Origin of the sequence: Alicyclobacillus acidiphilus NBRC 100859, assembly GCF_001544355.1 — a bacterium.
Classification (GTDB): domain Bacteria; phylum Bacillota; class Bacilli; order Alicyclobacillales; family Alicyclobacillaceae; genus Alicyclobacillus; species Alicyclobacillus acidiphilus.
Map to the genome: position 1 here is coordinate 41,357 of NZ_BCQI01000012.1, position 26,403 is coordinate 67,759.

Annotated in this window: 23 protein-coding genes and 1 pseudogene; 21 read left to right on the forward strand and 3 right to left on the reverse strand. The window is 57.6% G+C overall.

Annotated elements, in window-relative coordinates; translation table 11 throughout:
* Position 1 precedes the first annotated feature (1 nt).
* Both AAC01S_RS06645 and ymfI read right to left on the reverse strand, forming a co-directional pair.
* Positions 2-517 (reverse strand): hypothetical protein, encoded by a 516-nt coding sequence (locus AAC01S_RS06645; RefSeq protein ID WP_067620720.1) that lies wholly within the window; start codon positions 515-517, stop codon positions 2-4.
* A 32-nt stretch (positions 518-549) separates the two neighbouring features.
* A complete protein-coding gene (ymfI, locus tag AAC01S_RS06650) occupies positions 550-1,332 on the reverse strand; it encodes an elongation factor P 5-aminopentanone reductase (protein WP_067620722.1) in 783 nt (260 codons plus the stop codon).
* Positions 1,333-1,672: 340 nt separating this feature from the next.
* On the opposite strand from ymfI, the gene bshC reads away from it, so the two are divergent.
* The 16 genes and pseudogenes from bshC (at position 1,673) to AAC01S_RS06730 (ending at position 20,921) form a co-directional block, all read left to right on the forward strand.
* Entirely contained in the window at positions 1,673-3,310 is a 1,638-nt protein-coding gene (gene bshC, locus AAC01S_RS06655; protein WP_067620725.1) for a bacillithiol biosynthesis cysteine-adding enzyme BshC, read from the forward strand.
* Between the two features lie 293 nt (positions 3,311-3,603).
* Entirely contained in the window at positions 3,604-4,035 is a 432-nt protein-coding gene (gene mraZ, locus AAC01S_RS06660) for a division/cell wall cluster transcriptional repressor MraZ (RefSeq protein ID WP_067620842.1), read from the forward strand.
* A gap of 74 nt (positions 4,036-4,109) precedes the next feature.
* Positions 4,110-5,072, forward strand: coding sequence for a 16S rRNA (cytosine(1402)-N(4))-methyltransferase RsmH (gene rsmH, locus AAC01S_RS06665; RefSeq protein ID WP_067620728.1), 963 nt, complete (start codon positions 4,110-4,112; stop codon positions 5,070-5,072).
* Positions 5,073-5,147: 75 nt separating this feature from the next.
* Positions 5,148-5,531 (forward strand): septum formation initiator family protein, encoded by a 384-nt coding sequence (locus tag AAC01S_RS06670; RefSeq protein WP_067620731.1) that lies wholly within the window; start codon positions 5,148-5,150, stop codon positions 5,529-5,531.
* A 9-nt stretch (positions 5,532-5,540) separates the two neighbouring features.
* Entirely contained in the window at positions 5,541-7,754 is a 2,214-nt protein-coding gene (locus AAC01S_RS06675) for a penicillin-binding transpeptidase domain-containing protein (protein WP_067620734.1), read from the forward strand.
* Between the two features lie 98 nt (positions 7,755-7,852).
* Positions 7,853-9,826: a stage V sporulation protein D gene (locus tag AAC01S_RS06680; RefSeq protein ID WP_441394804.1), complete on the forward strand. Its 1,974-nt coding sequence runs from the start codon at positions 7,853-7,855 to the stop codon at positions 9,824-9,826.
* Positions 9,827-9,876: 50 nt separating this feature from the next.
* Positions 9,877-11,364: a UDP-N-acetylmuramoyl-L-alanyl-D-glutamate--2,6-diaminopimelate ligase gene (locus AAC01S_RS06685; RefSeq protein ID WP_067620736.1), complete on the forward strand. Its 1,488-nt coding sequence runs from the start codon at positions 9,877-9,879 to the stop codon at positions 11,362-11,364.
* Between the two features lie 26 nt (positions 11,365-11,390).
* Positions 11,391-12,359: a phospho-N-acetylmuramoyl-pentapeptide-transferase gene (gene mraY, locus AAC01S_RS06690; RefSeq protein WP_067620739.1), complete on the forward strand. Its 969-nt coding sequence runs from the start codon at positions 11,391-11,393 to the stop codon at positions 12,357-12,359.
* A 16-nt stretch (positions 12,360-12,375) separates the two neighbouring features.
* Positions 12,376-13,761 carry a UDP-N-acetylmuramoyl-L-alanine--D-glutamate ligase gene (gene murD, locus AAC01S_RS06695; protein WP_067620742.1) on the forward strand — a complete coding sequence of 462 codons (1,386 nt, stop codon included), beginning with the start codon at positions 12,376-12,378 and terminating at the stop codon, positions 13,759-13,761.
* A gap of 144 nt (positions 13,762-13,905) precedes the next feature.
* Positions 13,906-15,024: a stage V sporulation protein E gene (spoVE, locus tag AAC01S_RS06700; RefSeq protein ID WP_067620745.1), complete on the forward strand. Its 1,119-nt coding sequence runs from the start codon at positions 13,906-13,908 to the stop codon at positions 15,022-15,024.
* Positions 15,021-16,118, forward strand: a complete 1,098-nt coding sequence (gene murG / locus AAC01S_RS06705) for an undecaprenyldiphospho-muramoylpentapeptide beta-N-acetylglucosaminyltransferase (RefSeq protein WP_067620749.1) — start codon at positions 15,021-15,023, stop codon at positions 16,116-16,118. Before spoVE ends, murG begins: the two co-directional genes overlap by 4 nt.
* Before the next feature lie 122 nt (positions 16,119-16,240).
* Complete coding sequence (gene murB, locus AAC01S_RS06710) at positions 16,241-17,164, forward strand: UDP-N-acetylmuramate dehydrogenase (RefSeq protein WP_067620751.1); 924 nt, start codon at positions 16,241-16,243, stop codon at positions 17,162-17,164.
* A gap of 5 nt (positions 17,165-17,169) precedes the next feature.
* Positions 17,170-17,460 (forward strand): carboxyvinyltransferase, encoded by a 291-nt coding sequence (locus AAC01S_RS06715; RefSeq protein WP_067620753.1) that lies wholly within the window; start codon positions 17,170-17,172, stop codon positions 17,458-17,460.
* A gap of 543 nt (positions 17,461-18,003) precedes the next feature.
* Positions 18,004-18,513, forward strand: a pseudogene (locus tag AAC01S_RS19880) (GGDEF domain-containing protein); the annotation flags it as partial.
* A gap of 524 nt (positions 18,514-19,037) precedes the next feature.
* Positions 19,038-19,532 carry an EAL domain-containing protein gene (locus tag AAC01S_RS19540; protein ID WP_245630107.1) on the forward strand — a complete coding sequence of 165 codons (495 nt, stop codon included), beginning with the start codon at positions 19,038-19,040 and terminating at the stop codon, positions 19,530-19,532.
* Positions 19,533-19,580: 48 nt separating this feature from the next.
* Positions 19,581-20,921, forward strand: a complete 1,341-nt coding sequence (locus tag AAC01S_RS06730; protein WP_067620762.1) for a methyl-accepting chemotaxis protein — start codon at positions 19,581-19,583, stop codon at positions 20,919-20,921.
* Here AAC01S_RS06730 and AAC01S_RS19675 read toward each other — a convergent pair.
* A complete protein-coding gene (locus AAC01S_RS19675; RefSeq protein ID WP_176573018.1) occupies positions 20,911-21,579 on the reverse strand; it encodes a hypothetical protein in 669 nt (222 codons plus the stop codon). The two genes, AAC01S_RS06730 and AAC01S_RS19675, sit on opposite strands and share 11 nt — an antisense overlap.
* Between AAC01S_RS19675 and AAC01S_RS19220 the strand changes: the two genes are divergently transcribed.
* The 5 genes from AAC01S_RS19220 (at position 21,570) to AAC01S_RS06755 (ending at position 26,400) form a co-directional block, all read left to right on the forward strand.
* Positions 21,570-21,725: a hypothetical protein gene (locus tag AAC01S_RS19220; protein ID WP_157071082.1), complete on the forward strand. Its 156-nt coding sequence runs from the start codon at positions 21,570-21,572 to the stop codon at positions 21,723-21,725. The genes AAC01S_RS19675 and AAC01S_RS19220 overlap by 10 nt on opposite strands.
* 12 nt (positions 21,726-21,737) lie before the next feature.
* Positions 21,738-23,246: a recombinase family protein gene (locus AAC01S_RS06740; protein WP_245630108.1), complete on the forward strand. Its 1,509-nt coding sequence runs from the start codon at positions 21,738-21,740 to the stop codon at positions 23,244-23,246.
* A gap of 107 nt (positions 23,247-23,353) precedes the next feature.
* Positions 23,354-24,337, forward strand: coding sequence for a YpdA family putative bacillithiol disulfide reductase (locus tag AAC01S_RS06745; protein WP_067620768.1), 984 nt, complete (start codon positions 23,354-23,356; stop codon positions 24,335-24,337).
* 145 nt (positions 24,338-24,482) lie between these two features.
* Positions 24,483-25,466, forward strand: a complete 984-nt coding sequence (murA, locus tag AAC01S_RS06750; protein ID WP_067620771.1) for a UDP-N-acetylglucosamine 1-carboxyvinyltransferase — start codon at positions 24,483-24,485, stop codon at positions 25,464-25,466.
* Positions 25,467-25,557: 91 nt separating this feature from the next.
* On the forward strand, positions 25,558-26,400 hold the full coding sequence (locus tag AAC01S_RS06755; RefSeq protein WP_067620851.1) for a cell division protein FtsQ/DivIB: 843 nt from the start codon (positions 25,558-25,560) through the stop codon (positions 26,398-26,400).
* The last annotated feature ends 3 nt before the right edge of the window (positions 26,401-26,403 follow it).

Here is a 26,403-nt window from a genome sequence, read left to right on the forward strand (position 1 = left end):
ATTACCAAAGCGGATATTGCGGCGGCAACTGCCCGTATCGATGCTCCGCACCTTGCGGGGCCCTTTGCGGTGTGCCTTGCGGTGCGGGCGGAGCTTGGTACATCGGCTTTGGCGGATAGGGTACGGCATAGTGCGGAAACGGCTGGTTCGGCATCGGATGACGGGCTGGCGGCTGACTCACTGGCGGCACTGGCGGTTGCCCATGTTCTGGTTTGGCTTCTTTGCTGTCGGTCGTGTCGCCGGCGTCGCTGGAGCCGGATTGGAGTCCCGTGACGACGGTCGACAGCATCGATCGGATGAGAGTTCCTACAATCGGCGAATCGAACAACCCGAGCACATCTTTGGCGGACATGCCCGACTCTGTGATGGCGGATCGCAATGTCTTTGAAATGGCCAGCGTCAGGCGGTAGTACTCGCGTTCCGTGAGATTCAACGCTCTCGCTTCTTCTCGAATCTCTCGCGCCAGCTTGCTCAGTTTCTTGCCAGATCGCTTGGATTTTGCAGAGGTCTGAGCCATGGACGATTTCCCTCCCTGAATTTGGACCGAGACTACGTCGACAAACCTCCGTTCGGACTGATATTTTGACCCGTAATGAAACTTGCTTCAGGGGACGCCAAGAAGGTGACGAGCGCCGCGACGTCTTCTGGCTGCCCCAGTCGGCCAATCGGTGTCGATTCCGCGATGGCCAATCGCTCCGCGTCGTCAAATTGGGCCATCATGTCGGTATCGATGGCGCCTGGCGAAACGGCGTTGACGGTGATGCCAAGCGTCGCCAATTCCTTGGCGACCGCTTTCGTCCAGGCGATCACGCCGCCCTTTGTCGCGGAATATGCCGCTTCCATGGCGGCGCCGTCCATTCCGTGGATCGATGCGAGATTGACGATGCGGCCATGTTCCACGCGCCTCAAGTAAGGAATGGCCTCGCGCGTGCAAAGGAACATCGACGTCAAATTGACATCGACGAGTGTCCGCCATCGCTCGAGCGTCATGTCAATGACCAAACCGTAGTCGCTCACGCCGGCATTGTTGACGAGAATGCTTGGAATGCCAAGCTGCGTACTTTCTATAAATAGGCGCTTTACGTCGCCTTCGTCGCGTACATCGGCCTGTATCGCCACGGCCTGCACATCGTGGGCCTCGCATTCGCGAACGACCTGTTCAGCGAGTTCCCGCTCGCGATGATAGTGGACAGCGACATTCGCGCCCGCCTTCGCAAGCGTGATTGCGATGGCGCGCCCAATGCCGCGCGACGCGCCCGTCACAATCGCGTTGCGGCCCGCGAGATTTCGTGCATTCGGATATGGATGGTTGGTCGTTTGGTAACACGTCACGTTTGTTCTACACTCCTATGCCAGCCGCTGCGCATCCGTGTGCGCGAGCGGGAAATCGATCTCGGGAAAGTCACTTGGCTTCTTCTCGCAGCCTGAGGCGTTCCGCCGGACAGGCCTCATAGGCAACGACAACTACTTATTTTACTTTAGCGCCAACTTGTTGTTATGATGAGTCTGGTCCTCGATCTCGTCGGCCATCTGGCAGCCCTTCGCTATCAGAGTCGACGAGGTGTGGTACGATGTCGAGGCCTAAGAAAATCTTGTGTCGATCCCGCCACACAAAACGGCCCGTTCCAGATGGTCCGGCGGATCGTGGAGCGTTCGAAGGGACTGTTACTCCTTGAAATGTACCATCTATCAGGCACCGACTGGTAATCCATTGACAGACGCGTACCTGTTTCAATTTCAGAGCGTTTCCAATCTCTATGATGATCAAAATCCGACCGATCCGACGACGTTCCAACGCCGTGCGGAAAAAGTGCTGCCGTGGTTTGACGATACGCACAGACAGCAGTTGGTGAAGGCGTTGTCCGCATACCACGAGCGCATCGGAGCGACGCCCGCGCAGATGAACGGCATTCAACGCTTGCTCGACCCTGAAAGCGTCGTTGTCGTGACTGGCCAGCAGGCGGGTCTGTTGACGGGGCCGCTGTACTCTCTGAGCAAAGCCTTGTCCGCGATTGGCGTCGCCGCGGAAATGGAGCGCCTGTTGGGGCGGCCCGTCGTACCCGTGTTCTGGGTGGCGTCCGAAGATCACGATTTCGCCGAAGTCGATCACGCCTACGTGATCGATCACGTGAATGTTCCCGCCCGCATCGAACTGGATCATTCGTTCGATCCGCACCAGATGGTATACCATGCGTCGCTCAGCCGATCCCAGGTCGACCACGTCATCCAGCAAGTGCAACGAACCCTCCATGAAACACCCTACAAGGTCGATTTGCTGCATACCCTTAAGGACACGTGGCGGGAGGGGGATTCGCTGGCGGTCTGGTACACTCGGCTGATGTCGCGGATGTTGGCGAATCACCCGATTGTCTTCGTCGATCCCTGTCTTCCCGAACTGCGCCGCCTCGTCGCGCCCGTCTTCGAACGGACGCTCGCCAACGCGGACGAAGTGCAGGCGCGTCTGTCCGACGCGTATGCGGCTGTCGAAGCGGCTGGATTTGCGCCAGAGGTGATTCGCGATGATCGCCACACGACCGTGTTTCGCGTCGTCGACGGACGGCGGTATGTCATCGAGCGAACGGAGGACGGCCAGTTGCGCTTGCGGAGCCACGGCGAAACGCGTACGCTCGCAGATTGGCTGCAACTTTGTCGAGATGATCCTGCCGGCTTCAGCTCCAACGTCCTGCTGCGTCCAGTCGTTCAAGATCATCTGCTGCCGACACTCGCTTACGTGGGCGGCCCATCGGAACTGGCGTATCACAGCTTGTCCAAGGCCATCTTCCACGCGCACGGCCGCTCGCTGCCGCCGCTTGTGATGCGTCAGCGCATGCGCATTGCGTCGCCAGGTGTATGGCGGGCGATGAACGCGTGGGGGATCGGGTTTGCCGATGTCCGACAACCGGCGGATCTGGTCGCCCTTCGCGCGTTGCGCGACATGACAGAGACGCTGCAAGCCGACATGGACGAATTCTCCGGCATGCTGCAACAACACATGAAGCGTTTCACCGCGACCTACGAACACCTCGGCCCACAGGTTCAGGATATCGTGGCGCGTCATCAAACGCAGCAGCGCCAGCTCCTCGAACGCTTGCACCGCAAAGTCTATCAGTTGGCAGAGCGCCGCCGCCACGACGATGTCCAGCAATTGCGACGCATCGAGACGTGGTTCTGGACCGACGGCCACGAGCAAGAGCGCAGGCTCTCCCCGATGAACCTCTGGGCCGAACTCAGCCTTGAGTGGTTTCATCAGTTGCCTGTGTGGGGTGATTTCCGCCAGCCTGGCGCCGTCCTCGAACTGGTTGCTGAGTAACCGAACTCTGCCTGGCCCACCTGCCGCAAAGTGGGTTCGATCCCGCCGGATCGAACCCACCCACCACCATCCCTGATTTTTCCCCACTTCGTCCCACCATCGTTGAACCGGTCGTTCCATTCCCTTCGAATGTCTCGGAATCCCATTCATCGTGCGGGTTTTTGAGTGTGTGTCGAAAATTTGCAAAATCCTCAGGAGGTCGGCAGGAAAATAGATCGGAGGAGCGAAATGCTATAAATGTGGTGAGTAGTGGGTCAAAGTGGGGAATACGAACAGGCCGGTGGTGAATGTCGTTGTTCATGGGAGAATTCGAGCATTCGCTCGACACGAAGGGGCGGTTGACCGTACCGGCCAAGTTCCGGGACGAGTTGGGCGAGTCGTTCGTGGTGACCCGTGGGCTGGACAAGTGCTTGTTTGTTTACCCGCATGAAGAGTGGCAAATCCTCGAGGCCAAGTTGAAGGCGCTCCCTATGACGCGATCGGATGCCCGATCGTTCGTACGCTTCTTCTTCTCCGGGGCAAGTGAATGCGAATTGGATAGGCAAGGACGAATCCTGTTGCCGCAGAAGCTTCGCGACTACGCTGGACTGGAGAAAGACTGTACGCTTCTCGGTGTGTCGAATCGTGTGGAAATTTGGGATTCGAACATTTGGGCAAACTACTCGAATGACGCTGAGGCATCGTTCGCGGACATCGCAGAAAATCTGGTGGACTTTGCGTTTTGACGCGCAGCGACGCGTTGGCGTGAGTAGGCGTGCGAGAAGAAGTGGTTTTCGTCCGATCGCGATGGGGTGAGGATTTGGAATTTCAGCATGAGACCGTACTGTTGAACGAAACCGTGAACGCGTTGCTCCCTCATTCCGGCGGCGTTTACGTGGACGCAACGCTCGGGGGAGCGGGACATACTCGGTTGCTTCTTGAGTTGTCGGCACCGGCAGGCAAGGTGTTCGCCTTCGATCAAGACGCGGCTGCCATTGAGCATGCCAAGCTGCTGCTGGCCGATGCGCCGGCGGATCGCTTGACTATCATACACAGCAATTTTTCCGAAATGGGTTCGCGCCTGGAAGCGTACGGCGTTCGGGAAGTGGACGGCGTACTGTTCGATCTCGGCGTGTCCTCACCGCAGTTTGACGTTCCGTTGCGAGGTTTCAGTTATCGCCATGAAGGTCCGCTGGATATGCGGATGGACACACGGCAAACGTTGACGGCGGAGACGGTTGTCAACGAATGGGAACCGTCGGAACTGGAACGGATATTCTTTCGATACGGCGAGGAGAAGTTCAGCAAGAGCATCGTGAGGCGGATCGTCGAGGCGAGAGGAACACATCGCATCACGACGACCACGGAACTCGCGGATATCGTGAAATCGGCGATTCCGGCCGCGGCTCGGCGCAGTGGCCCGCACCCGGCTCGGCGCAGTGGCCCGCACCCGGCTCGGCGCGTGTTCCAGGCGATTCGAATCGCGGTGAACGACGAGTTGTCCGTGCTCGAACAGGGGATTGCAGAGGCGTTTGCGCTGCTGCGCAGCGGAGGACGGTTGGCGGTGATCAGTTTTCATTCGCTTGAGGACCGCATGGTCAAGGTGATGTTTCGCGATTTTGCGACAGGATGCATATGTCCGCCGGAACTGCCGATTTGCCGGTGTGGGCGGGAGCCTGAAGGCAAGCTCGTTACACGCAAGCCCATCGAGCCGACGGAGGGCGAAGTCGAGGCGAACCCCAGGGCGAGATCGGCGAAATTGCGAGTCATTGAAAAGTTGTAGGTCGGATTTGCTTGAGATGCTGTGAGGCAGCGATGTTCAAGACAGATGTTCAAGACATAAGGGGGAACTGAACAGATGGCGGCAGTGCAGGAACAGATTCGAGCAACGCGAGCAGGGGCGCTCGCCAAAGCTCCGCAAATTCGCGAGCGGCAACATGGCCGCCCAGAGACAAAACAGTCGAAAGTCGGCGTTTGGGCGAATGGAATCAGTCTTGCCGTATGCTGTCTGCTTGCCTTTGCGGCTGTCTGGATGGTCGCAAGCAAGGGCGCGGAAGTCTATGCGCTCAATCAAAAAAATGTTCAATTGCAGACAGAAATTCAACAGCAACAGGCCATCAACGCGACGTTGTCGACGCAAGTCGACGAGTTGAAACAACCTTCGCGAATTCTTGAGGAAGCGAACAAGTTGGGCATGCAGTACAAGACCCCTATCGAAATCCCCAGCACACACGCGGAGTAGTGATATTCGATGAAATACAGCGGCCAAGGCGGTAGATCTCTCAACTCAAAGACGAGTCCAAAGGCGATTCGGCGTAAGAAGGCGCGTATTTGGACACTCCAAGTCGTCATGGTCGCCACGCTGTCCACGGTTGTCTGGCGCGTCTACGATGTCCAGCACGTGTACGGTAGGCAATTGGAGAAGTCGGCCAATGGGGTCGTCGACGTGACGAAACCTCTGCTGGCGCCTCGCGGAGCGATTCTCGATGCGCAAGGCAATGAGCTCGCGTACGACGTTCCGGCCTATTACGTCGATATCCAACTTCAGTACCTGCGGCAGTACGCGACGACCGCCGCGAGTATCCTGGCACCTATCCTCGGCACGTCGCAGTCGGATTTGACAAAGCTGCTTTCGGAGGATGAGCAGAAGGACGAGTGGATAGAACTGCCGACGCCTGTTCAAGAACCTGTTCAGGCAAAGCTGCAGCAGGCGTTTGCCACGCACGCTTGGGCGCCGGGAAAAAGCTCCATCGCGTGGTCGAACCAGATCACCTTCAGCCCGACCGAGCAGCGGGTCTATCCATATGGCTCGTTTGCCGCCAACACGATCGGCTACGTTTCGAAGGGCACTGGCCAGAGCGGAGTCGAGTTGGAGTACAACAAAGTGCTTTCGGGTACGAATGGAGAACTCACCTACAAACAGGATCCGACGGGCGTTCCTTTGCCGGGAACCGTCAAGGTGGTCAAACCGTCCAAGCCGGGCGACACGGTGCAATTGACCATCGACGACACCATCCAAGGCTACGTCGAAAATCAAATGGACGAACTGATTAAGGAATACCATCCGGAACACGCGGCTATCATCGTGGAAAATCCGCAAACCGGCGCGATTTTGGCGATATCGAGCCGACCCACGTTCGATCCGAACGAGTACTGGGACGCGTCATCCACCGCGTTGTCGCAGAACTGGGCGGTGAGCAGCGCGTTTGAGCCGGGATCGACCTTCAAGCCGTTTGTGCTGTCGGCGGCGCTCGCCACCAATTCCATCAACCTGTACGCAACGTTCCAATCGGGCGAAACGGTCGTGGACGGACAGACGATTCACGATTGGCTGTGGGGCGGTTGGGGAACGCTCACGTACCAAGAGGCCTTGGAGAAATCGTCCAACGTCGGATTTTCGAAAATCGCCCTGGCCTTGGGCTGGCCGAACATGAACAAATATCTCAATCTGTTCGGTTTTACGCAGCCCACTGGGATCGATCTCCCGAATGAAGCCACCTCTCTGCTCTTTCCGAAGTCGTACCAAAATTCCATCGAGCTCGCGACGACAGGTTTCGGTCAAGGTATTGCCGTCACGCCGCTGCAACAGGTCGCCGCGATGGGGGTTATCGCGAACGGCGGCAAGCTGATGCGCCCCTATATCATGCAGAAAGTGATCGCGCCAAACGGCAAGGTCGTCGAGCAAACGTCGCCGAAAGTGGTGCGGCAAGGTTTTCTGCCGCAGAATGTGATCCAAGAGGTCAGTCACACCATGGTGTTGGATGTTTCGGGGCCGCAGGGCATTGACACGGGTGCCGCAATCAAGGGCTATGAAATTGCGGGTAAGACAGGTACGGCGCAGATTGTCGATCCACAAACCGGACAGTACTATCAGAATCGCTTCGAGACTTCGTTCATTGGATTTGCGCCTGCAAACGATCCGAAAGTGCTTGTGTACGTCACGCTGTATTGGCCAAAGACTGCCCCGGACGAACAGTGGGGAAGCACGGTCGCCATTCCTCCTGCCAGAGCGATCATCCAGGATTGCCTCAACTATTACCACATTCCGCCGACTGGCGCGGTGAGTTCGCTAGCGGACGAGACAAAGGGCGCTGGACAGGTGAAGTACGTGGAGACGCCGAGCATCGTGGGCATGTCTTCAAGTGAAGCTGAGGCCAAACTGCAATCGCTCGGATTGAAAGCGACGATTTCCGGCGACGGGGGCGTCGTCACGAAACAGTGGCCGCAGCCAGGTATCGAGGTGGCGGAGGGATCGAAGATGTACGGCGTTCTGCAGTCCGGGACGGGCAGCCAGATTGCGGTTCCCAACCTGCAAGGATTGTCGCTGCGCGATGCCACGGATCTTCTCGCGGCGCTTGGACTTACGATCGATCCGCAAGGTTCGGGCTATGTGACGAGCCAGAGCGTGGCGGCGGGGCAGACGGTTTCGGCGGGATCGACGGTTAGGGTGACACTGCAGCCGTAAGACTCGCTTCAGACGTGTCGATCACGCTGGTTTGCAATACTATTTCAGGAGTTGTCCGCATAGGTTAGTCTCGACGAACGAGCTTGGAGGCGAACCTGTTGCGAGTGACTCCTGGAATGATCCGACGGCGCCTGGTTTGGCTGATGATTCTCTTATTTATCGCCATCCTGGGGTTAGTGGGGCGTTTGTTTTTCGTACAAGTACTGCAGTCGAGTTGGTTGTCCAATCTCGCGAAGGGATCGTGGGACAGAACGGTGCCTTTGGCAGGCGTCCGCGGGAGCATCCTGGCTTCGAACGGCGAGCCGTTGACCTACACGGCGACAGCGCCCACGGTGCTGGCGGTTCCGAGTCAGATCAAGGACAAGCCAGGTACAGCCGCGAAGCTTGCGCCGATTTTGAAGATGTCGACGGAGTCCGTGCTCAAACAGATTTCCAAGAATGAACTGATGGTGTACATCCGGCCCGGCGGACGGCAGATGTCGGAAGAGCAGGCCAACCAAATCCGGGCGCTCGAACTGCCAGGCATCTATCTGACGGAGGACGGCAAACGTGCGTATCCGTACGGCAACCTCGCCGCGCAGGTGCTCGGCATCACGGGCTACGAGAACGTCGGTCTCACCGGGTTGGAGAAACAGTACAACCAAGTGCTCACGGGAAAAAAGGGCGGCATCACATTCTACGCCAAGGCCAACGGCGAACTGATTCCTGGCGAAGGGCAGTCGGTTGTCGAACCGACTGATGGCGACGACATCAAGACGACCATCAATCTCGCCATTCAGCAGTACGTACAGCGGGAAATCGAGACGGCAGTCGCGGAGTACAAGCCTGACAGTGTAACGGCCATCGTCGAGAACCCGAATACCGGCGCCATACTTGCGATGGCGAATTATCCAACGTTCAACCCTTCTGACTGGAAGCAAGCCGATCCGTCGACCTACAACCACAATCTTGCAATTTGGCAGACGTTTGAGCCAGGTTCGACGTTTAAGATCGTGACACTCGCCGCGGCCATGCAAGAAAACAAGGTGAACTTGAACGACCGTTTCTACGATCCCGGCTACTACGAGGTCGCAGGCCACCGAATTCGCTGCTGGAAGGCGGGAGGACACGGATCGGAATCGTTCCTCAACGTGGTCGAGAACTCCTGTAACCCAGGATTTATCGCGCTTGGCGAACGCTTGGGCAAAACGACGTTGTTCTCGTACATCAAGAAATTCGGTTTTGGGCAAAAAACCGGGATCGATCTCCCTGGCGAAGGCAACGGCATCCTCTTCAAGCTGAATCAAGTTGGGCCGCTGGAGTTGGCGACGACCGCGTTCGGTCAAGGCGTTTCAGTGACGCCCATTCAGCAGGTGATGGCAGTCGGGGCGGTCGCGAACGGCGGCAAACTGATGAAGCCGTATGTCGTATCCGAGGTGTTGAACCACGACACCGGCGCGGTCATCTCGCGGACCAAGCCGACGGTCGTCCGGCAGGTCATTTCTGCCAACACCGCGGCGCAAGTGCGCTCGGCGCTCGAGAGCGTCGTCGCGAACGGCAGCGGCGGCAAGGCGTACCGCGACGGCTACCGGATCGCCGGCAAGACAGGCACGGCCCAGGTCGCCAAGAACGGCCACTATGAATCGGGTCACTACATCGTGTCGTTCATGGGGCTGGCGCCAGCGAATCATCCCAAACTGGTCGCGTATATCGCCATCGACAATCCGCACCCGAAACACGGTGTGGTGTTTGGCGGCGTCATTGCGGCGCCCATCGTCGGCAACATCCTGGCGGACAGTCTCCACGAACTCGGCGTGCAGCCGACCACGACGGGATTGGCCAAGAAGTACAGGTATCCCGATCCGGTTCCGGTCACTGTTCCGAACTTCCAGGGCCTTACGTTGAAGCAGGCCCAGAATCTCGCGTTGCAGAACACGGCGAATCTTCGTGTCGAGATCAAAGGGAGCGGGACACACGTGATTGCGCAATCTCCGGCTGGAGGAACCAGGGTCGACTCCGGCTCGACGATCCGGTTGCTTTTGGGCAACGCGCCGGCGAACAGCGCAATTGACAACCAGAAGCAAAACCAATAGAGTGGCAGTGGACTTCAGGGGTTCATGAATGACGCCGGGAGGGACATCATATGCGGCTACGGCAACTCGTGCAACCGCTCTTGACCTACACGATTCACGGGGATGCAAACCCCGATATTCTCGATATCACAACCGATTCTCGCAAGGTCGTCCCGGGAAGCTTGTTTGTCGCTGTTCCCGGGTTCACCGTCGATGGTCACGCATTCGTCCCGCAGGCGATCCAGCAAGGCGCGGTCGCGGTGCTGGTGCAACGCGTCGTCGAGGACGCGCCGAGCGAGATTCCGCAGATCGTCGTCGACGATACGCGATATGTGTCCGCGCGGCTCGCGGACGCGCTGTTTGGCCATCCGTCGCGATCATTGCGCACGATTGGCGTGACGGGCACCAACGGTAAGACCACCGTCACGCACCTCATCCGCCACATTCTCGAACACGCGGGCCATCCGACAGGCTTGATTGGCACGGTCGGGGCCAAGTACCGCGACGTTGAAATCCCACTCCCGAATACGACGCCGGAGGCTGTGTCGGTGCACAGTCTGCTTCGGACGTTTGTTCAGGAAAAGTGCACGCACGCGGCGATGGAAGTGTCCTCCCACGCACTCGTGGAACGGCGTGTGGCAGGCGTCGATTTTGGGATCGCCGTGTTCACCAACCTTTCCCAGGACCACCTGGACTATCACGGGACGATGGATGCGTACGCGGCTGCCAAGTCGCTGCTGTTTGCGCGCCTCGGCAACCGGTTCACGGACGGCGCCGGGAGGCCGCTGTGCGCAATCGTCAACGCGGACGACGCCTATGCGAAGGTGATGACGCAGGCCACCACGGCGCCGATTTTGACGTACGGGATCGATCAGCCTGCGGATGTGCGGGCGACACAGGTGAATCTGACGTCGGCGGGCCTTTCGATGCGCGTGGTGACGCCGCAGGGCGAGGTGGATCTCGCGTCGTCCTGCATCGGCCGTTTCAACGTGTACAATGTGCTCGCCGCGTGCTCGGTGGCATTGGCGGAAGGCGTTCCGCTGTCGGCCATTGCGTCGGCCGTCGCGACGTATGAAGGGGTACCGGGCCGATGTGAACGCGTGGACGCAGGACAGCCGTTTGGCGTGTTCGTCGATTACGCGCATACGCCGGACGGTTTGGAGAACGTGCTGCGTACAATACGGGAGTTCGCGCGGAGGAGGCTGATCGTGGTGGTCGGCTGCGGCGGCGATCGCGATCGGACAAAGCGCCCCCTGATGGCCGCCACGACGCTGAAATGGGCGGACGAAGCGTATTTTACGAGTGACAATCCGCGAACGGAGGATCCGAACCGGATCTTGGACGATATGTTCGAGGGGCTCCCCGCGGGCCGTGAAGATCGGGTGCACCGAATCGTCGATCGCCGCGAGGCGATTGAGACAGCCATCAAGTCGGCGGGCCCCGACGACATTGTCGTGATCGCCGGGAAGGGCCATGAGGATTATCAGATGATCGGCAGGGACAAGATTCACTTCGATGATCGCGAAGAAGCGCGAAGGGCAATCAAGCAAGCGCTTTGAGATGAAGCGTTTTGGGGGGAGAACCGTTGGACTTACAGGCCTTATTTTTCACCGCGATCGCGGCGTTCGCAATCGGACTCTTGCTTGGACCCATCGCGATTCCAATTCTTCGTCGACTGAAGTTTGGACAAACCATTCGCGAAGAAGGACCAAAGCACCACCAGACGAAAGCTGGCACCCCGACGATGGGCGGCGTCATCATCGTCATTGCGGTGCTTTTGACGACCGTCAAATTCGCGTTCGGGTCGCTCGACACGGCGATGCTGCTGCTTGGCACCGTGGGCTTTGGCTTGATTGGTTTCGCGGATGACTTCATCAAAGTGGTCAAGAAGCGCAACTTGGGTTTGACGGCCCGACAAAAAATCCTGTTTCAAAGCTTGTTGACGATCCTGCTGTTTGGACTCCTGTGCGTCGAACAAGGAAACGTGTCTTCGTTTTCGATTCACGTCCCGTTTTCGAACTGGGCGCTCACCGTCGGCATATTCTATGTTCTCTTTCTTCTTGTCGTCCTGGTTGGCACCACGAACGCGGTCAACTTGACGGACGGCTTGGACGGCTTGCTGTCCGGCTGCGCCATCATGGTGTTCGCCGCGTACGCGGTGTACGCCTACTGGAATACCGATTACGACGTCGCTCTCTTCTGCGCGGCCATGGTCGGGGCCTTGGGCGGCTTTTTGGCGTTCAATCGGCACCCGGCGCGCGTGTTCATGGGAGATACGGGTTCGCTTGCGATAGGCGGGGGGCTTGCGATGGTCGCCGTCTTGACGCATAGTGAATTGGCACTGATTTTATTCGGTCTCGTGTTTGTCCTGGAGGCATTGTCGGTCATGATTCAGGTGTTTTCGTTCAAGACGTTCGGCAGACGCGTCTTTCGCATGAGCCCGCTCCATCACCACTTTGAGCTCGGTGGGTGGTCTGAATGGGAAGTGGTCCTGCTCTTTTGGTTAGGTTCGTTTATTTGCGCGTTTGGAACGCTTGCCGTACTTTCGCATTGAGAAGGTGAATGACGCGATGGGTAGTGAATCGCGCTTGGCGGGATGGCTGAGTTCTCCCGGGGATGTGCTGGTGGTTGGATTTGCAAAGAGTGGAGCGGCGGCGGCGACCCTGCTTCATGCGCACGGCTTTCGCGTGACAGTGACAGATAGCAGCGTTCGTCCTGAAGGAAATTCGGGTGTCGACGCCCTGGAGAGCCAGGGCGTTCAATTCGTGTTCGGAGGGCATCCGGACGCCTTATTGGATCGGCCATGGCAATTCGTCGTGAAAAATCCCGGGATACCCTATCAGAACTCGTTCATCGAATCGCTCGTGAATCGCGGGTATGTGGTGTTCACCGAGATCGAAATCGCGTCTTGGTTCGCCAAAGGGCCTATCTATGCCATCACGGGCTCCAACGGCAAGACGACCACGACGACCCTCGTCGGCGAAATGCTGCGGGCGAGCGGCCAGGATGTGCCTGTCGCGGGCAACATCGGGACAGCCGTATCCGGCCTCGTGGAGACGCTGCCGCAGCGCCTGCCGCTGGTTCTGGAAGTATCGAGCTTTCAGTTGATGGGGACATGGCGGTTTCGCCCGCGGATCGCGGCGCTGCTCAATTTCTATCCGGCCCATTTGGATTACCACGGTTCGTATGAAGCGTACCAACAGGCGAAGTGGCGCTTATTTGAGAACATGCGGGACACGGACGTCGCCGTCCTCAACCACGATCAGCCCTTGGTCCGCGATGGAGCGGCGGCGTTGCGTTCGCAGATCCACTACTTTTCCGTTGAGGAACCGTCATTTCCAAACGGTGCGGCTGTTCGCGACCATCACGTCGTGCTCGTGCGCGACGGTGTCTCCCGTCCGCTCTTGCCGGTGGGGGATGTCTCCCTCCCAGGTCCGCACAATCTCCAGAACGTGCTCGCGGCGGCAGCCGTGGCGCAAGCGGCAGGCGCGAGCGATGAAGCCATCGCGAGCGTCGCGCGTTCATTCGCAGGCGTCGAACACCGCATGGAGCTGGTACGCGAACTGGCGGGTGTGCGCTACTACAACGATTCTAAGGCCACCAACCCGGACGCCACGATTCAGGCGTTGCGCGGGTTTGCAAGCAATCTCGTCTGGATTGCCGGCGGATTGGACCGCGGGATTTCGTTCGACTCGCTCATCCCAGATGTGCGCCAACGCGTCCGCGTCGCGATTCTGTTGGGCCAGACCCGGGAGAAATTGCGCGACGTCTGCCAACGGGCCGGGGTACCGGACGTCCGGGTTGTCGAGTCGCTCGAGGATGCGGTCGCCATGGCCCATCTACTCGCCCAACCCGGTGATACCGTCCTGTTGTCGCCCGCGTGTGCGAGTTGGGACATGTTTACGTCGTTTGAGGTTCGGGGAAGCATGTTCAAAGAGGCTGTGCATAGACTGTAGGAGCGTGTCCACTCGGACAAGACGGTTCGTTTCGCGAACCGCGCGCTCACACAGTCTGTGCCGGCTCCCGCTGTTCGGAGTGTCGCTGTTTGACCGTTCCGAAGGCTTGGACGCCGGGCAGGCGTCTGAGGAGGGGCATATACATTGCTTCGAACCCGCGCCAGTTTTACACCTCGGCAAGCTGGGGACATCGTGATTGTCGGCGTCATATTGTTGTTGCTCGTGTTCGGTCTGACGATGGTTCACAGCGCGTCATCCGTCATCTCGGCCCAGAAGTATGGCGATCCGTTCTATTTCGCCAAGCGGCAGCTGATTTGGTCGGTGATCGGCGTCTTGTGCATGTGGTGGTTTTCGCGTGTGGACTATCACAGTTGGCGCCGCCACGCGCCGAAACTCGCCATCGCGAGCTTCGCGATGCTGGTGCTCGTGCTGATCGTCGGCGAAAATCGCGGCGGATCGAAGGCGTGGCTCGGCATCGGCTCGCTTGGCATCCAGCCGTCGGAGTTTGCGAAGCTCGGACTGATTGTGTTTCTCGCGCACATGTTGAGCGAATCCGGAGACCGGATGCATTCCTTCTGGAAAGGGTTCGTGCCGCCGATGGGGCTTGCCGTGGTCGCCGTAGGCCTCATCATGTTGGAACCGGACTTGGGCCAGAGCGTCGTGATTATGGGCACCACCGTCATCATGCTGTTTGCTGCAGGCACTCGACTCTCCCACCTAGGCAGTCTGTTTGGCGTAGGCTTGCTTGGCTTCGGCGGTCTCGTCGCGGTCGCGCCGTATCGCATGGATCGGATCACGGCTTTCATCGATCCATGGAAGGATCCACTGGGCAAAGGCTATCAGGTCATCCAGTCGCTGTACGCCTTGGGCTCAGGCGGCATTCTGGGCCTTGGGCTCGGCAACAGCCGACAGAAGTTTCTCTATCTGCCCGAGCCGCAGACCGATTTCATCTTTTCGATCATCGGCGAAGAACTCGGCATGCTGGGCGGGGTCTCAGTTCTCCTGCTGTTTGGCGTACTGGTGTGGCGAGGCATTCGAACCGCGCTCTATGCGCCGGACGAATTTGGGACTTTACTGGCCGTAGGAATCACTGGCATGATTGCGGTACAAGTGCTGATCAACATCGGCGTCGTGACCGGTTCCATTCCCGCCACCGGCATCACCTTGCCGTTCATTTCCTACGGTGGTTCTTCACTGACGTTGATGCTGAGCGGCGTCGGCATTCTACTCAACATATCGAAGCAGGCTGGAGTGGTTCGATGAAGGTCGTGTTCACGGGCGGCGGCACGGGTGGTCATATCTATCCCGCGCTTTCGCTCTGGCGATACATGAAAGAGCGTGAAAGCGAGTTGGAAGCGCACTATATCGGAACGCGAGAAGGGTTGGAGAGCACTATCGTCGGCCCGTTGGACTTGCCCTTTGCCACCGTGGAGGCGGCAGGTTTGCGGCGCCAAATTTCGATTGCGGCCGTCCGCACGCTGCTGAAGACGACTCGCGGTTTCTTCCAGGCGCGCCGCCTGTTGCGCTCCTGGAAGCCGGATATCGTGGTGGGAACGGGCGGTTTCGTCACCCTGCCAGTCGTGTTTGCGGCGAGATCGCTCGGCATCCCGAGTGTGGTCTGGGAGGGAAACGCGCGCCCTGGACTGACCAACCAACTGTGCGCACGGCGGTGTGACGCTGTCGCCATTTGTTTCGAAGAGAGCCGCCGTTATTTCCCGGGCGCTCGAAACGTGGTCCTGACAGGCAATCCGCGCGCTAGCGAGGTCGTCTCTGTCGACGTCAGGCAGAAGCGCGAAGCACTCGATACGTATCGTATTTTGCGCGATCAAAAAGTGATCCTCATCTTTACTGGCAGCCGTGGATCGGAATCGGTCAACGAAGTGGTTGTCAGGGTGCTGCCAAAGTTTGCGGAACATCCCGAGTGGCGCTGCCTGTTTGTCACCGGCGAAAAACACTATGAGTCTTTCGTGAGCAAACTCGGCAATCTTCCGCGCAACGTCTCCGTGTATCCGTTCATTCACGACATGCCGAGCCTGTTGCCCAATGTGGACCTGCTGATCAGCCGGGCTGGAAGCAGCACGTTGGCGGAGATTTGCACGGTCGGCATCGGATCCATTCTGATTCCCAGTCCCTACGTGACCGCGAATCACCAAGAAGCGAACGCGGCCGGCTTGGTCCGCGAGGGCGCGGCGAAGATGATCCGCGAGGCGGACCTCACCGAAGAGTTGCTGTGGCAGAGCATTGTCGAAGCCCTGGACGACAAGCGATTGGCCGACATGAAACAGCGGGCGAAGCAGTTTGGAACGCCAGACGCCGTCGTTCGGCTCTACGATCTCGTCAAAGGCCTCGTCAAGTAATGGCTCACGGTCGCGATGGTGTGCCGATTCGCACCCTTCCTGGCTGATCGCATATGATGCCATGCGGAACCTGGGCGTAGGCTGCTGCGATAGAAATGATCGATGATAATGGAGGTTCTCGCATGGTCGCAAACGAAGTGCTGTCCGTCTTGTCTGCGTACGGTATCGACGACGCGCGCGTCGATGAACCGATGGCCCGTCATACGACATGGCGGATCGGCGGAACAGCGGATTATTTCGTCATGCCGGACTCGCTTGCCAAGTTGCAAGGCGTCGTCCGTGCAGCAAGAGATTTGAAGCTCCCGATCACGGTGATTGGCAGGGGGTCAAACGCGCTCGTTCTCGACGGCGGCATTCGCGGTATCGTCGTGAAGCTTCATGATGGATTCGCGGATATCACGGTGGACGGCACCTCCGTGATCGCAGAGGCTGGACGATCTTACCAGTCGGCGGCGTATATCGCGATACGCCATGGATTGGCTGGTCTGGAATTCGCCACGGGCATTCCGGGATCGGTCGGCGGGGCGGTGATGATGAACGCCGGCGCGTATGGCAAGGAGACGTGCGAGGTGCTCGAATGGGCGGACGTCATGGACATGGACGGCGAAGTCCATCGTTACACCAACGCGGATCTTCGGTTCGGTTATCGCTACAGTATTTTAAAGGACCAGTTCGGCATCGTGACGCGGGCGAAGTTTGCGCTTGTCGAAGGCGATAAGACCGCACTCTCCAACCAAGTCAAGATCTGGTCTGTCCGGCGCGCGGAGTCGCAGCCGCTGTCTTGGCCCAATTGCGGGTCCGTCTTTCGGAATCCAAATGGGACGCACGCGGGCCGGTTGATTGAAGAGGCTGGCCTGAAAGGGTTCGAACACGGTGGCGCGCAAATCAGCGAGAAACATGCAAACTTCATTATCAACGTGAAAGACGCAAAAGCCGAGGACGTTCTTTGGTTGATCCGCTACGCCCAGAACACGATCCGCGAGAAATACGGGATCGAATTAGAGACTGAGGTTCGCGTTCTCGGAGAACCGATCTCGGGGAGGTGACGGGTGTGGATACATTACGAATTGTCGGCGGCACGCCTTTGACCGGCGAGACTCGCGTGTACGGCGCCAAAAACGCCGCGTTGCCGATCTTGGCCGCGACGGTGATGGCTTCGGGCACGAGCGTGATCGAAGACGTTCCCGAACTGGAGGATGTCCAGGTCATGCTGGAAATTCTCCAACAGTTGGGCGCCCAAGTCCACAGCCCACAAGAGAATGTGATTGAAGTCGACGCGTCGACGATTACGAGTACCAATGTTCCAGCCGATTTGATGAGAAAAATGCGTTCCCCCATGTAGTGTAAAGTGATTTCCGCAATCTTCCCTCCTGCCCGTTTGACGACATTGAGCCGAATAGACTATCAAAATTAGTCCGATTGAACTGCGCGCATTTCAAAACCCCGCCGTATGATATGTTCCGTGACAATTCCAAGGTATGCCACGTTGGCTAGGTCAGGTGAACGTATGTTAAGCGCGCACTTTGTGTTTATCGCCGTCGTAGAGACATGGTTGCTGTCCGCACAAGTGTTTTCCACACGCGAGTTCTCTCAGCTCGTGATCCAGCGATTCGCACCAGGTTTGGCATCTTGGTTCACGATTGTCCTCTTGCCATTCGGGTTTGCCGTCGATGGAGCTATCCTCAACTTCCATGTGTCGGTTGGCATACTCGGCGTGTTGTACACGACATTTTTTGTGTTGAGGACAAAGAGTTGGGAAGATACCGCGTTTGCCGTCGCGGTAAGCTACACGCTGTCGATTCTGCTTGGCTTGTTGACGAGTTTCGATGCAGCAGACCGTTATAGCGATTTGGCGGTGTCCATCCTCACCGCAGTCATGTCCGGAATGTACGTGAACTATCGATCCGTTCACGAGAAAGCGATCCGGGACACGCATCAGGCTGTGGAACACGATGCCTTGACCAATGCGTTAACCCGCCGCGGACTGGCGAATTGGTTAGAGCGCAGCAAATCGAGAGGCGACGACGAAGGAGTGATTGTCTTTTGCGATCTCGACAATTTCAAATGGATCAACGACACCTGGGGTCACGACGCGGGGGATCGGGTGCTGCAAGAGTTCGTGCGGCGAATTGGCCAGGGATTGCGGGAGACTGACGCAATCGCTCGATTTGGCGGTAACGAGTATCAGATCTGGATCCCGATGAAGGATGCCGGTACGGCCGAACACATCGTCCAAACGCTGCACGCTCTTGCTACGTATGGCGCGTATCATGTTCTTCCGGAACATAAGGGCATTCATATTGGCGTGTCGATGGGTTGGACGTACGGCGCGTTTTCGGAAGAACGGGTATTTGAAGCAGATTCTGCGCTCTTGTCTGCAAAAAAGGCGGGAAAGAATCGCGTGGCCCGTTCGATGATGTCTGATACCAATCGGGTGGAAATCGACGACGCTTGCGATCCCAATCTGTACTGGCTGACCAACGTATCTCAAGCCTTGTGGAGCGGTGTTCACTATCCGTTCGTGTTGACGGACAAGTCTGGACGCATTCTTGTGGCGAATGAGGCGTACGAACATCTTGTGGGCCGCACATTCGACGAATTGCGCGGCAACAAACCGGGCATCAACAGCGCGAAGAAGACGCCCGTCAAAGTGGTGCAAGAATTGGACAATGGGAATTTCCCGACCGCGCCAACGCGAAACGAATATCGATGGCACGGCGAGATCGAATGGGCTTTTCAGCCAATTGTGAATACATACCTGCAACAGATTATCGGATTCGAAGCGCTTGTCCGACCAACATGGGGAAATGAACCGGTTGCCCTCGATACCTTTTTCCGGATTGCCGAGAAGTTTGACTTCATTTTGCAAGCGGTTGGCTGTGTTTGGAGAGCTTGTTGGACAAGCTTGAAACAATCGATTTGGCGCAGGACGTTCGGCTGTTTGTCAATGTGTACGCGAAGACCTTTGAGCAGAAGGAGCGCATGTGTTTGTGGCTGGAGCGGTTTTATCGGATGTTTCCACATACGACCTGCGTTTTTGAGATTTTGGAACACCATTTGGGCAACGTGGAGCTCGCGGCGTGGACTGATTTGAAACGTGAATTCCCGTTGATCGAACTTGCTCAGGACGATTTCGGGATTGGGGAACAAGACCTCATCCGCTTCCTGGAGGTCAAGCCCGACTGGTTGAAATTGGACAGCAGTTGGATGACGACGCTGTCGAGACATCCGGAAAGCGTATCTCTCTTGCAGGCTATTGTCGATTGGGCTGGGGCAGAGGGAATCAAGCTGATCGCAGAAGGCATCGAAACCTCGGAACAATCCTATTTTTATTCATCGATTGGGATTGAGTACGAACAGGGGTATTTCTGGAGCGTACCGCAACGGGAAGCAGTACTGAGCGCGATACCGTAACGACGGATCCGTCCGATTGCGATCGCGATTTGACAAGGAGGCCATGAGATGGTGCAGTTCATCAGGGGCTTGTCGATCAAAGTGAAGCTGATTGTCACCATTGGGACGTTTCTCTTCTTTTCTTCAACCGCTTTGGGTACGATCAGTTTCAATTACGCGGTGGGCAATTTTTCGAATCTCTTTCACGGACATGGCGTTGGCCTGTTCAACCAAACGTTGCACGCGAACGCCAATCAACTGCTCACGGTCATGCTCGTCACGATCGCCGTGGAATTGATCGTTGGAGGAATTGGCGCCTATTGGATATCTTTGCAAATTACGAAGCCGATGTCAGAACTGCTGTCCAGAGTCGACAGGGTGTCGTCCGGCGATTTGACGGGCGACTTGTTGACCCTGAAACAGCGGGACGAAATCGGTCGGCTGGCCGAAGGATTTAATCATATGTTCGTCAGTCTGAAAACCGTGATCGGCGATGCGATTCGAGCTTCCCAGCATCTCGCCTCATCGTCCGAACAATTGTCGGCCAGTGCGGATCAAAGCAGCAAGGCGGCTGAACATGCTGCGGTCACGATTCAGGACCTGGCCAGCGGAATCGACGACCAATCGCGGAGTGTCAAGCAAAGCAAGGAGGCCATTCTCCATATCACCGACGAGATGACCCGAATCGCAGAAAACAGCACACAGGTGTCTGTTTCGGCAGCTGACGCGTCGGAGAAAGTAATGGAGGGGACGCATGCCGTCGCGATCGCCCGCCAGCAAGTGGATACCATTCACGACTCCGTGGCTGACTTGGCGACCATCGCGGGAGAATTGGACGATGGTTCGAAAGAAATCGGACATATCGTGGAGATGATCACGGGTATTGCCAGTCAGACCAAGCTGCTTTCGCTCAATTCGGCGATTGAAGCCGCCCGGGCCGGGGAATATGGACGCGGCTTTGCGGTGGTGGCGAACGAAGTCCGAAAGCTGGCGGATCAGTCCGGGGAATCCGCAAAACAAATTGAAACCCTCATTCGCAAAATTCAAGAGCAGGTGGGGCACATCGCCAATTTCGTGACCGGGTTGAAGGGGCAAATGGCTCGGGGGCTCTCTGCCATGTCCGACGCCAGCGATTCGTTTGAGCAAATCAGGTGGGCGATTGACGTTGTCTCTTGCCAGATTTCCGAAGTCAGTACGGCCGTTCAGAACACGACCGCGGACACGCAGCGACTGAAGCAGGCGTTCGTCCAGGTCGCGGAAGTCACAGAACAGACGGCAACCGCCATGCAGGAGATCGCCGCGGCGTCCGAAGAGCAGCTGGCCTCCATGGAGGAAATCGCCGCGTCGGCGTCGACATTGACCAGCATGGCGGAGCAATTGGAGGATGATATCGGGAAGTTCACTCTCTAGTTCTCTCGATCCCGCCGCCGAGATCGGGCCGCGGGAGAGGAAGGGAATAGGGGGCTGAAATCCCCCTATATGCCTTGAATCCACCTGGACCATCCGTCACCTGGGTTGGCTTCGTGTAAGGGAAGATTTGACCGCTATGGCGTGGCAGTTGGTGGCGTGGGCGGGTCTGCGTGGTGCCATAAGGGAAGATTTGACCGCTATGGCGTGGCAGATGGTGGCGTGGGCGGGTCTGCGTGGTGCCATAAGGGAAGATTTGACCGCTATGGCGTGGCAGATGGTGGCGTGGGCGGGTCCGCGTGGTGCCATAAGGGAAGATTTGACCGCTATGGCGTGGCAGATGGTGGCGTGGGCGGGTCCGCGTGGTGCCATAAGGGAAGATTTGACCGCTATGGCGCCACCCCACGCCAACTCGCGTCAACTCGCGCCAACTCGCGCCAACTCGCGCCAACCCGCGCCAACTCGCGCCAACCCGCGCCTCCTCCGCCTCCTCCGCCTCCTCCGCTTCCTCCGCCTCCTCCGCTTCCTCCGCTTCCTCCGCTTCCTCCGCTTCCTCCGCTTCCTCCGCTTCCTCCGCCTCCCGTCCGCGTCCGGAAAGATGACCAAGCGGTCGCGCATAGGGTAGATACACGGAAGGGGAGTGGACGATCCGTGAAATCAAGGCCCTCTCTCATCTATGTGGAAGCCAACAACGTGTTTGTGCCCTTTGACGATCGCGCATCCGACTTCAAGGCCAAGTCGGCCAAGGTGTTAGGTGAGATCATCAGACGGGCGGCGACGCTGGATGATCGCGCCCACCGGTCGTAAGGGGTGGTTCCTTTGGGATTCACACAGAAGATGGACAAGGACGAGCGCACGCTCGCGCTGTACATACGCGTATCGACTGAAGAGCAGGCATCGGACGGCAACAGTCTTGCAGAACAAGAGGAGCAGTTGATCAAGTACGCTGTCGGCAACGGCTTCAACCGATACAAGGTGTATCGAGACGACGGCTACAGCGCGAAACATCTCGATCGCCCAGCCATGAGGGAGTTGCGAAACGATATCGCGAACGGCCTGATTGCCGGGGTCGTCACGACCCGCCTGGATCGCTTGACCAGGAAAGTCAGCGATTTTGCCCGCATGGTTGACGAAATGAACGATCACGACGTGTTCTACCGTGCCACGCGACAGAACTTCGAAATCAGCACGGCGATGGGCAAACTGATGGCCAATATCCTATCCGCGATCGCGGAGTTTGAACGAGAGTTGATTGCGGAGCGCGTCTACGAGAACCTCTATGCGATGGCGAAGTCCGCCAAGCTGCCGATGAAGCCTGCTTTCGGCTACGATTCCGTCGACGGACAGCTGGTAGTGAATCCTGAAGAGGCAAAATGGGTGCGCAAGATGGCTGATATGCTGCTCTCGGGACGCGGCACCATGGACGTCGTTCAGATGCTGAACAAACATGGCGTCCTGTCGAAGACGGGGAGGTTGTGGAACCCGAATTCCATCCGCACGTTGTTCCGCAATGAAAGCCTCATCGGCAAGTACGTGTGGAATCAGCGCGCGGGAACCGGCAAAGGTCGCAAGCGTCGTGACGAACGGGATTGGATAGAGATTGAGCAGCATCACGAGCCGTTGCTCTCTGTGGAAGAGTTCGAACGGATCAACGAAATCATTTCGTCGCGCCGCGCGTTGCCTGCCCGTTCGCGCGGCAGGGCGCGTTTATTGAGCGGGATCGCGAAGTGCGGCTTCTGCGGCGGACCGATGCATGGCACGTGGCATGTTTACAACGTCGCCTCTGGAAAAAAACGCGTGAAGACGTATAAATGCGGAACCTATTTGGCCAATCGTTCATGCCCATACATCAACCGTGTCTCATGCGACGATCTCGACGCCTACGTGATCGCTCAGTTGATGAAGATGGCCGATTCGGGTCCTGCCACGTTCGAAGCGTCCATTCCGCCGGACGACGCCCCTTGGCAGGACAGGATCGCGCAGATGAAACGGTCCATCAAGCAAGACGACGAACGCGTGCAACGATTGTTTGACGCGCTGGCTCTCGGCGTGATTCGACCGGACGAGTTCTCGTCGCAGAAGGCCCGAATCGAAATCCAGCGGAACCAAAAGGAGGCGGAGTTGGAACGGCTTCTTCGGTTGTCCGAGAACAATGACCCGGGACTCTTCCAACATGAATTCAAAAACCGCCTGCAGCGCCTGCGGGAAAACCTGGATGGGGATTTTGATCTCCAGCGGCTGGCGGTCCTGCAATTGGTTCACGAAGTGCGCGTATTCCGCGAGGACTTTCGGAAGGAGCCGGAAGTCCAGATTGTGTATAAACTATAATTCCGCATCCATGTTCTGAGCGGCCCATTCGGAGCGAGGGGTGCTTCGGTGGTATACTGTGTATCGACGAATATGGAAGCAGACATATAGAGCTAGGAGAGATTCCGATGTACGAAGTCTGTGTAATTGGTGCCGGTCCATGCGGATTGGCTGTTTCGGCCGCTTTGCAGCAGCGCAATATCGAACATGTAGTCTTGGAAAAATCATGCATCGCTTCGACGATATATCGTTTTCCGACTCAAATGATTTTTAATTCATCGCCAAATCTCTTGGAAATTGGCGGTATACCTTTTTATACGAACGCGACGAAACCGACCAGGCAGGAGGCGTTGACATACTATCGCACCGTTGTCGATCGCCTAAACCTGCCTGTCCGACAGTACGAGACCGTGACGCAAGTATCGCGCGATGAATCGACAGGGTACTTTCACATCTCATCGAAGACCGCGTCGGGCTTGGAGCGCGAGCTTCTGGCGAAACGCGTGGTCGTCGCGACTGGCTACTTCGACAATCCGAACCTTCTCGGCGTCGAAGGTGAAGACCTGCCGCACGTGCATCACTATTACTCTGACCCGCACCTGTTTTACGGACAGCGGGTGGTTGTCGTCGGAGGCACGAATTCTGCCGCGGAAGCCGTGATCGAACTGTATCGCGTCGGGGCGAATGTCAGGCTCGTTCACCGCGGCGAAGGATTGTCGCCGAAGATTAAACCGTGGGTGCTGCCGGAGATCAACAGTCTCATCAACAAAAATCTCATCGAGTACGACTTTCAATCGAGGGTCGTCCGCATTACGCCGACGTCAGTTCATGTTCATACACCCTCTGGAGCGAAGGAATTCGAGGTCGATCACGTTCTCGCCTTGACCGGATTTCATCCGAACGTGTCCTTTCTGCAGCAGATGGGAGTCCACGTCGATTCGGAAACCGGTGTTCCCGAACACGATGAACGCACCTACGAGACGAACGTACCAGGGCTGTTCGTGGCTGGTGTCGTCGTATCTGGATACGACGCAAACCGGATTTTTATCGAAACAGGGCGTTTTCACGGAGAAGCTATCGTCCAGTCGATTGTTGAAGCGGTGACAATCTGAGGCATCGGCCTGCTGCCAAGCGACCGCAGGACGACGGCTCCTTTCCCACTGGTCCAGCGGGAAAGGGGCTGTTTGCGTTGCGGCTGACAATGGCCGACGAACGTGGTGGCTCAACGCGCATGGTGCACGAATCTGTTTAGCGCAGATGCCTTCCTCCATATTTCTGATGGGCCCGTTGTTGGCCCGGTTCGGCGAAGTCATCCTCAGCAAGCCAGGCGGCTGTGTGATTGGACAGCGCCCAATCGATTTCCATTTGCGAGGAATGCGCGCACTTGGCGCCGACATTCGCGAAGAGCACGGCTACATCCAGTGTACGGCTCGCCGACTGGCGGGCACTTCCATCACGCTCGATTTCCCGTCGGTTGGCGCGACGGAAAATATGCTGATGGCGGCGGCATTGGCCGACGGCGAGACCGTGATCGAGAATGCTGCGCGGGAGCCCGAAGTGGAGGACCTGGCAAATTATCTGATTGCGTGCGGAGCGAAGATCGAAGGAGCCGGCAGGGACACCGTGGTGGTGCGCGGGTGTTCTCGATTGTCCGGAACGCGCTACCGGATCATACCGGATCGGATTGTCACTGGCACCATCATGCTTGCCGCAGCGGCGACGCGCGGCGATGTGACGCTCTATGGCACGTGTCCGGAGCACCTGGGCGCCGTCATTCAGAAACTCCGGGATTCGGGTGTCCGAGTGGACGTCGACCGTGATATAATCAGGGTCAGATGTGAGGATACCCCGAATGCGGTCGATTTTCGCACGGCCCCGTTTCCTGGATTCCCAACCGATTTACAAGCGCCGTTCATGGCCTTCTTGGCGACTGCGCGTGGCACGAGCGTCATTCACGAGAGTGTTTTCGAAGCCCGATTCAAACATGTCGACGAACTGCTTCGCATGGGCGCAGATATCTCGGTGGATCTGCGAACGGCCATTGTCCGCGGAGTTCGCCAACTGTCTGGAGCGACCGTGAAGGCGTCCGATCTTCGCGGGGGCGCAGCCCTCCTGGTGGCGGCTTTGGCCGCGCAAGGGGAGTCGGAGGTCGAAGGCGTCTACCATATCGATCGCGGTTATCAATTCATAGAGACACAGTTGTCTGCGCTTGGCGCAAACGTGGAGCGAATAGACGTCTAGAATTGACGCTTTGACAGGTTGGGTGAGGGGTGCTGTGGTGGCGGCACCCCTGCGCTCCATACTGTCGTTGATGAGAGAGAGGCCTATGTCCATGCCGCAAGCTACGCTGACGCCAGAAGCGCGCGAACGCCGAAAGTCGCGCAATCGCAAAATTGTCATGGGCTTTTTTGTGTTCATTGGCTTGATTGTCCTGTTGGAATCGCCGTTGGCTCGCGTTCGTCGAGTGGCGGTCTCAGGCAATACGACGATTCAAAGCAGCGTCTTGGTGTCGGCGAGCGGGCTGCGCTCGGGTCAGAGCCTCTGGCAAGTCAATCCGAACTACACAAGCAGGCGGATCGTGAACGCTGTACCTATGGTACAATCGTCTAATGTTCATACGGACTGGCTGAACGGTACGGTGTACATCCAGGTTCAAGAGCGCCACGTCGTCGCTATCTACGAAGTCTCTGGGAAATTTTACGAGTTGCTGAACAATGGATACGTGTACGATGAGATCACGCCGAATCAGGGATTCTCGTTCCCGGTGATCACGGGGGCAAAACCCGCCGTGCAAGTTCACGAAATCGTATCGCCCGACGTCGCGCAAGTGTGCAGGCAACTCGCGAAGATGAACGCGGAGTATTTGGCCGAGGTGTCCGAGTTTCACGTCAACGGAGACGGCACTGTGTCGATATACCTCGACAACGGCTTCGTCGTCGACGCCGACATCTCGACGCTATTGGGCGCGATGAACGCGATGACGACCGCGGTCAATTATTTTGTGCAAAAGGGGTACAAGCCCGGAACGGTGGATCTGACTGGACAGCCGCCGTATCGATATACACCGTTCTCCGCCAATTCCACGCAGGCATCCGCAGATGATACATCAGGCTCGTCCAATGGGACCGCCAACCAGACCGATAGTCAGTCGACCACGTCAAATACGACACCGTAGCGG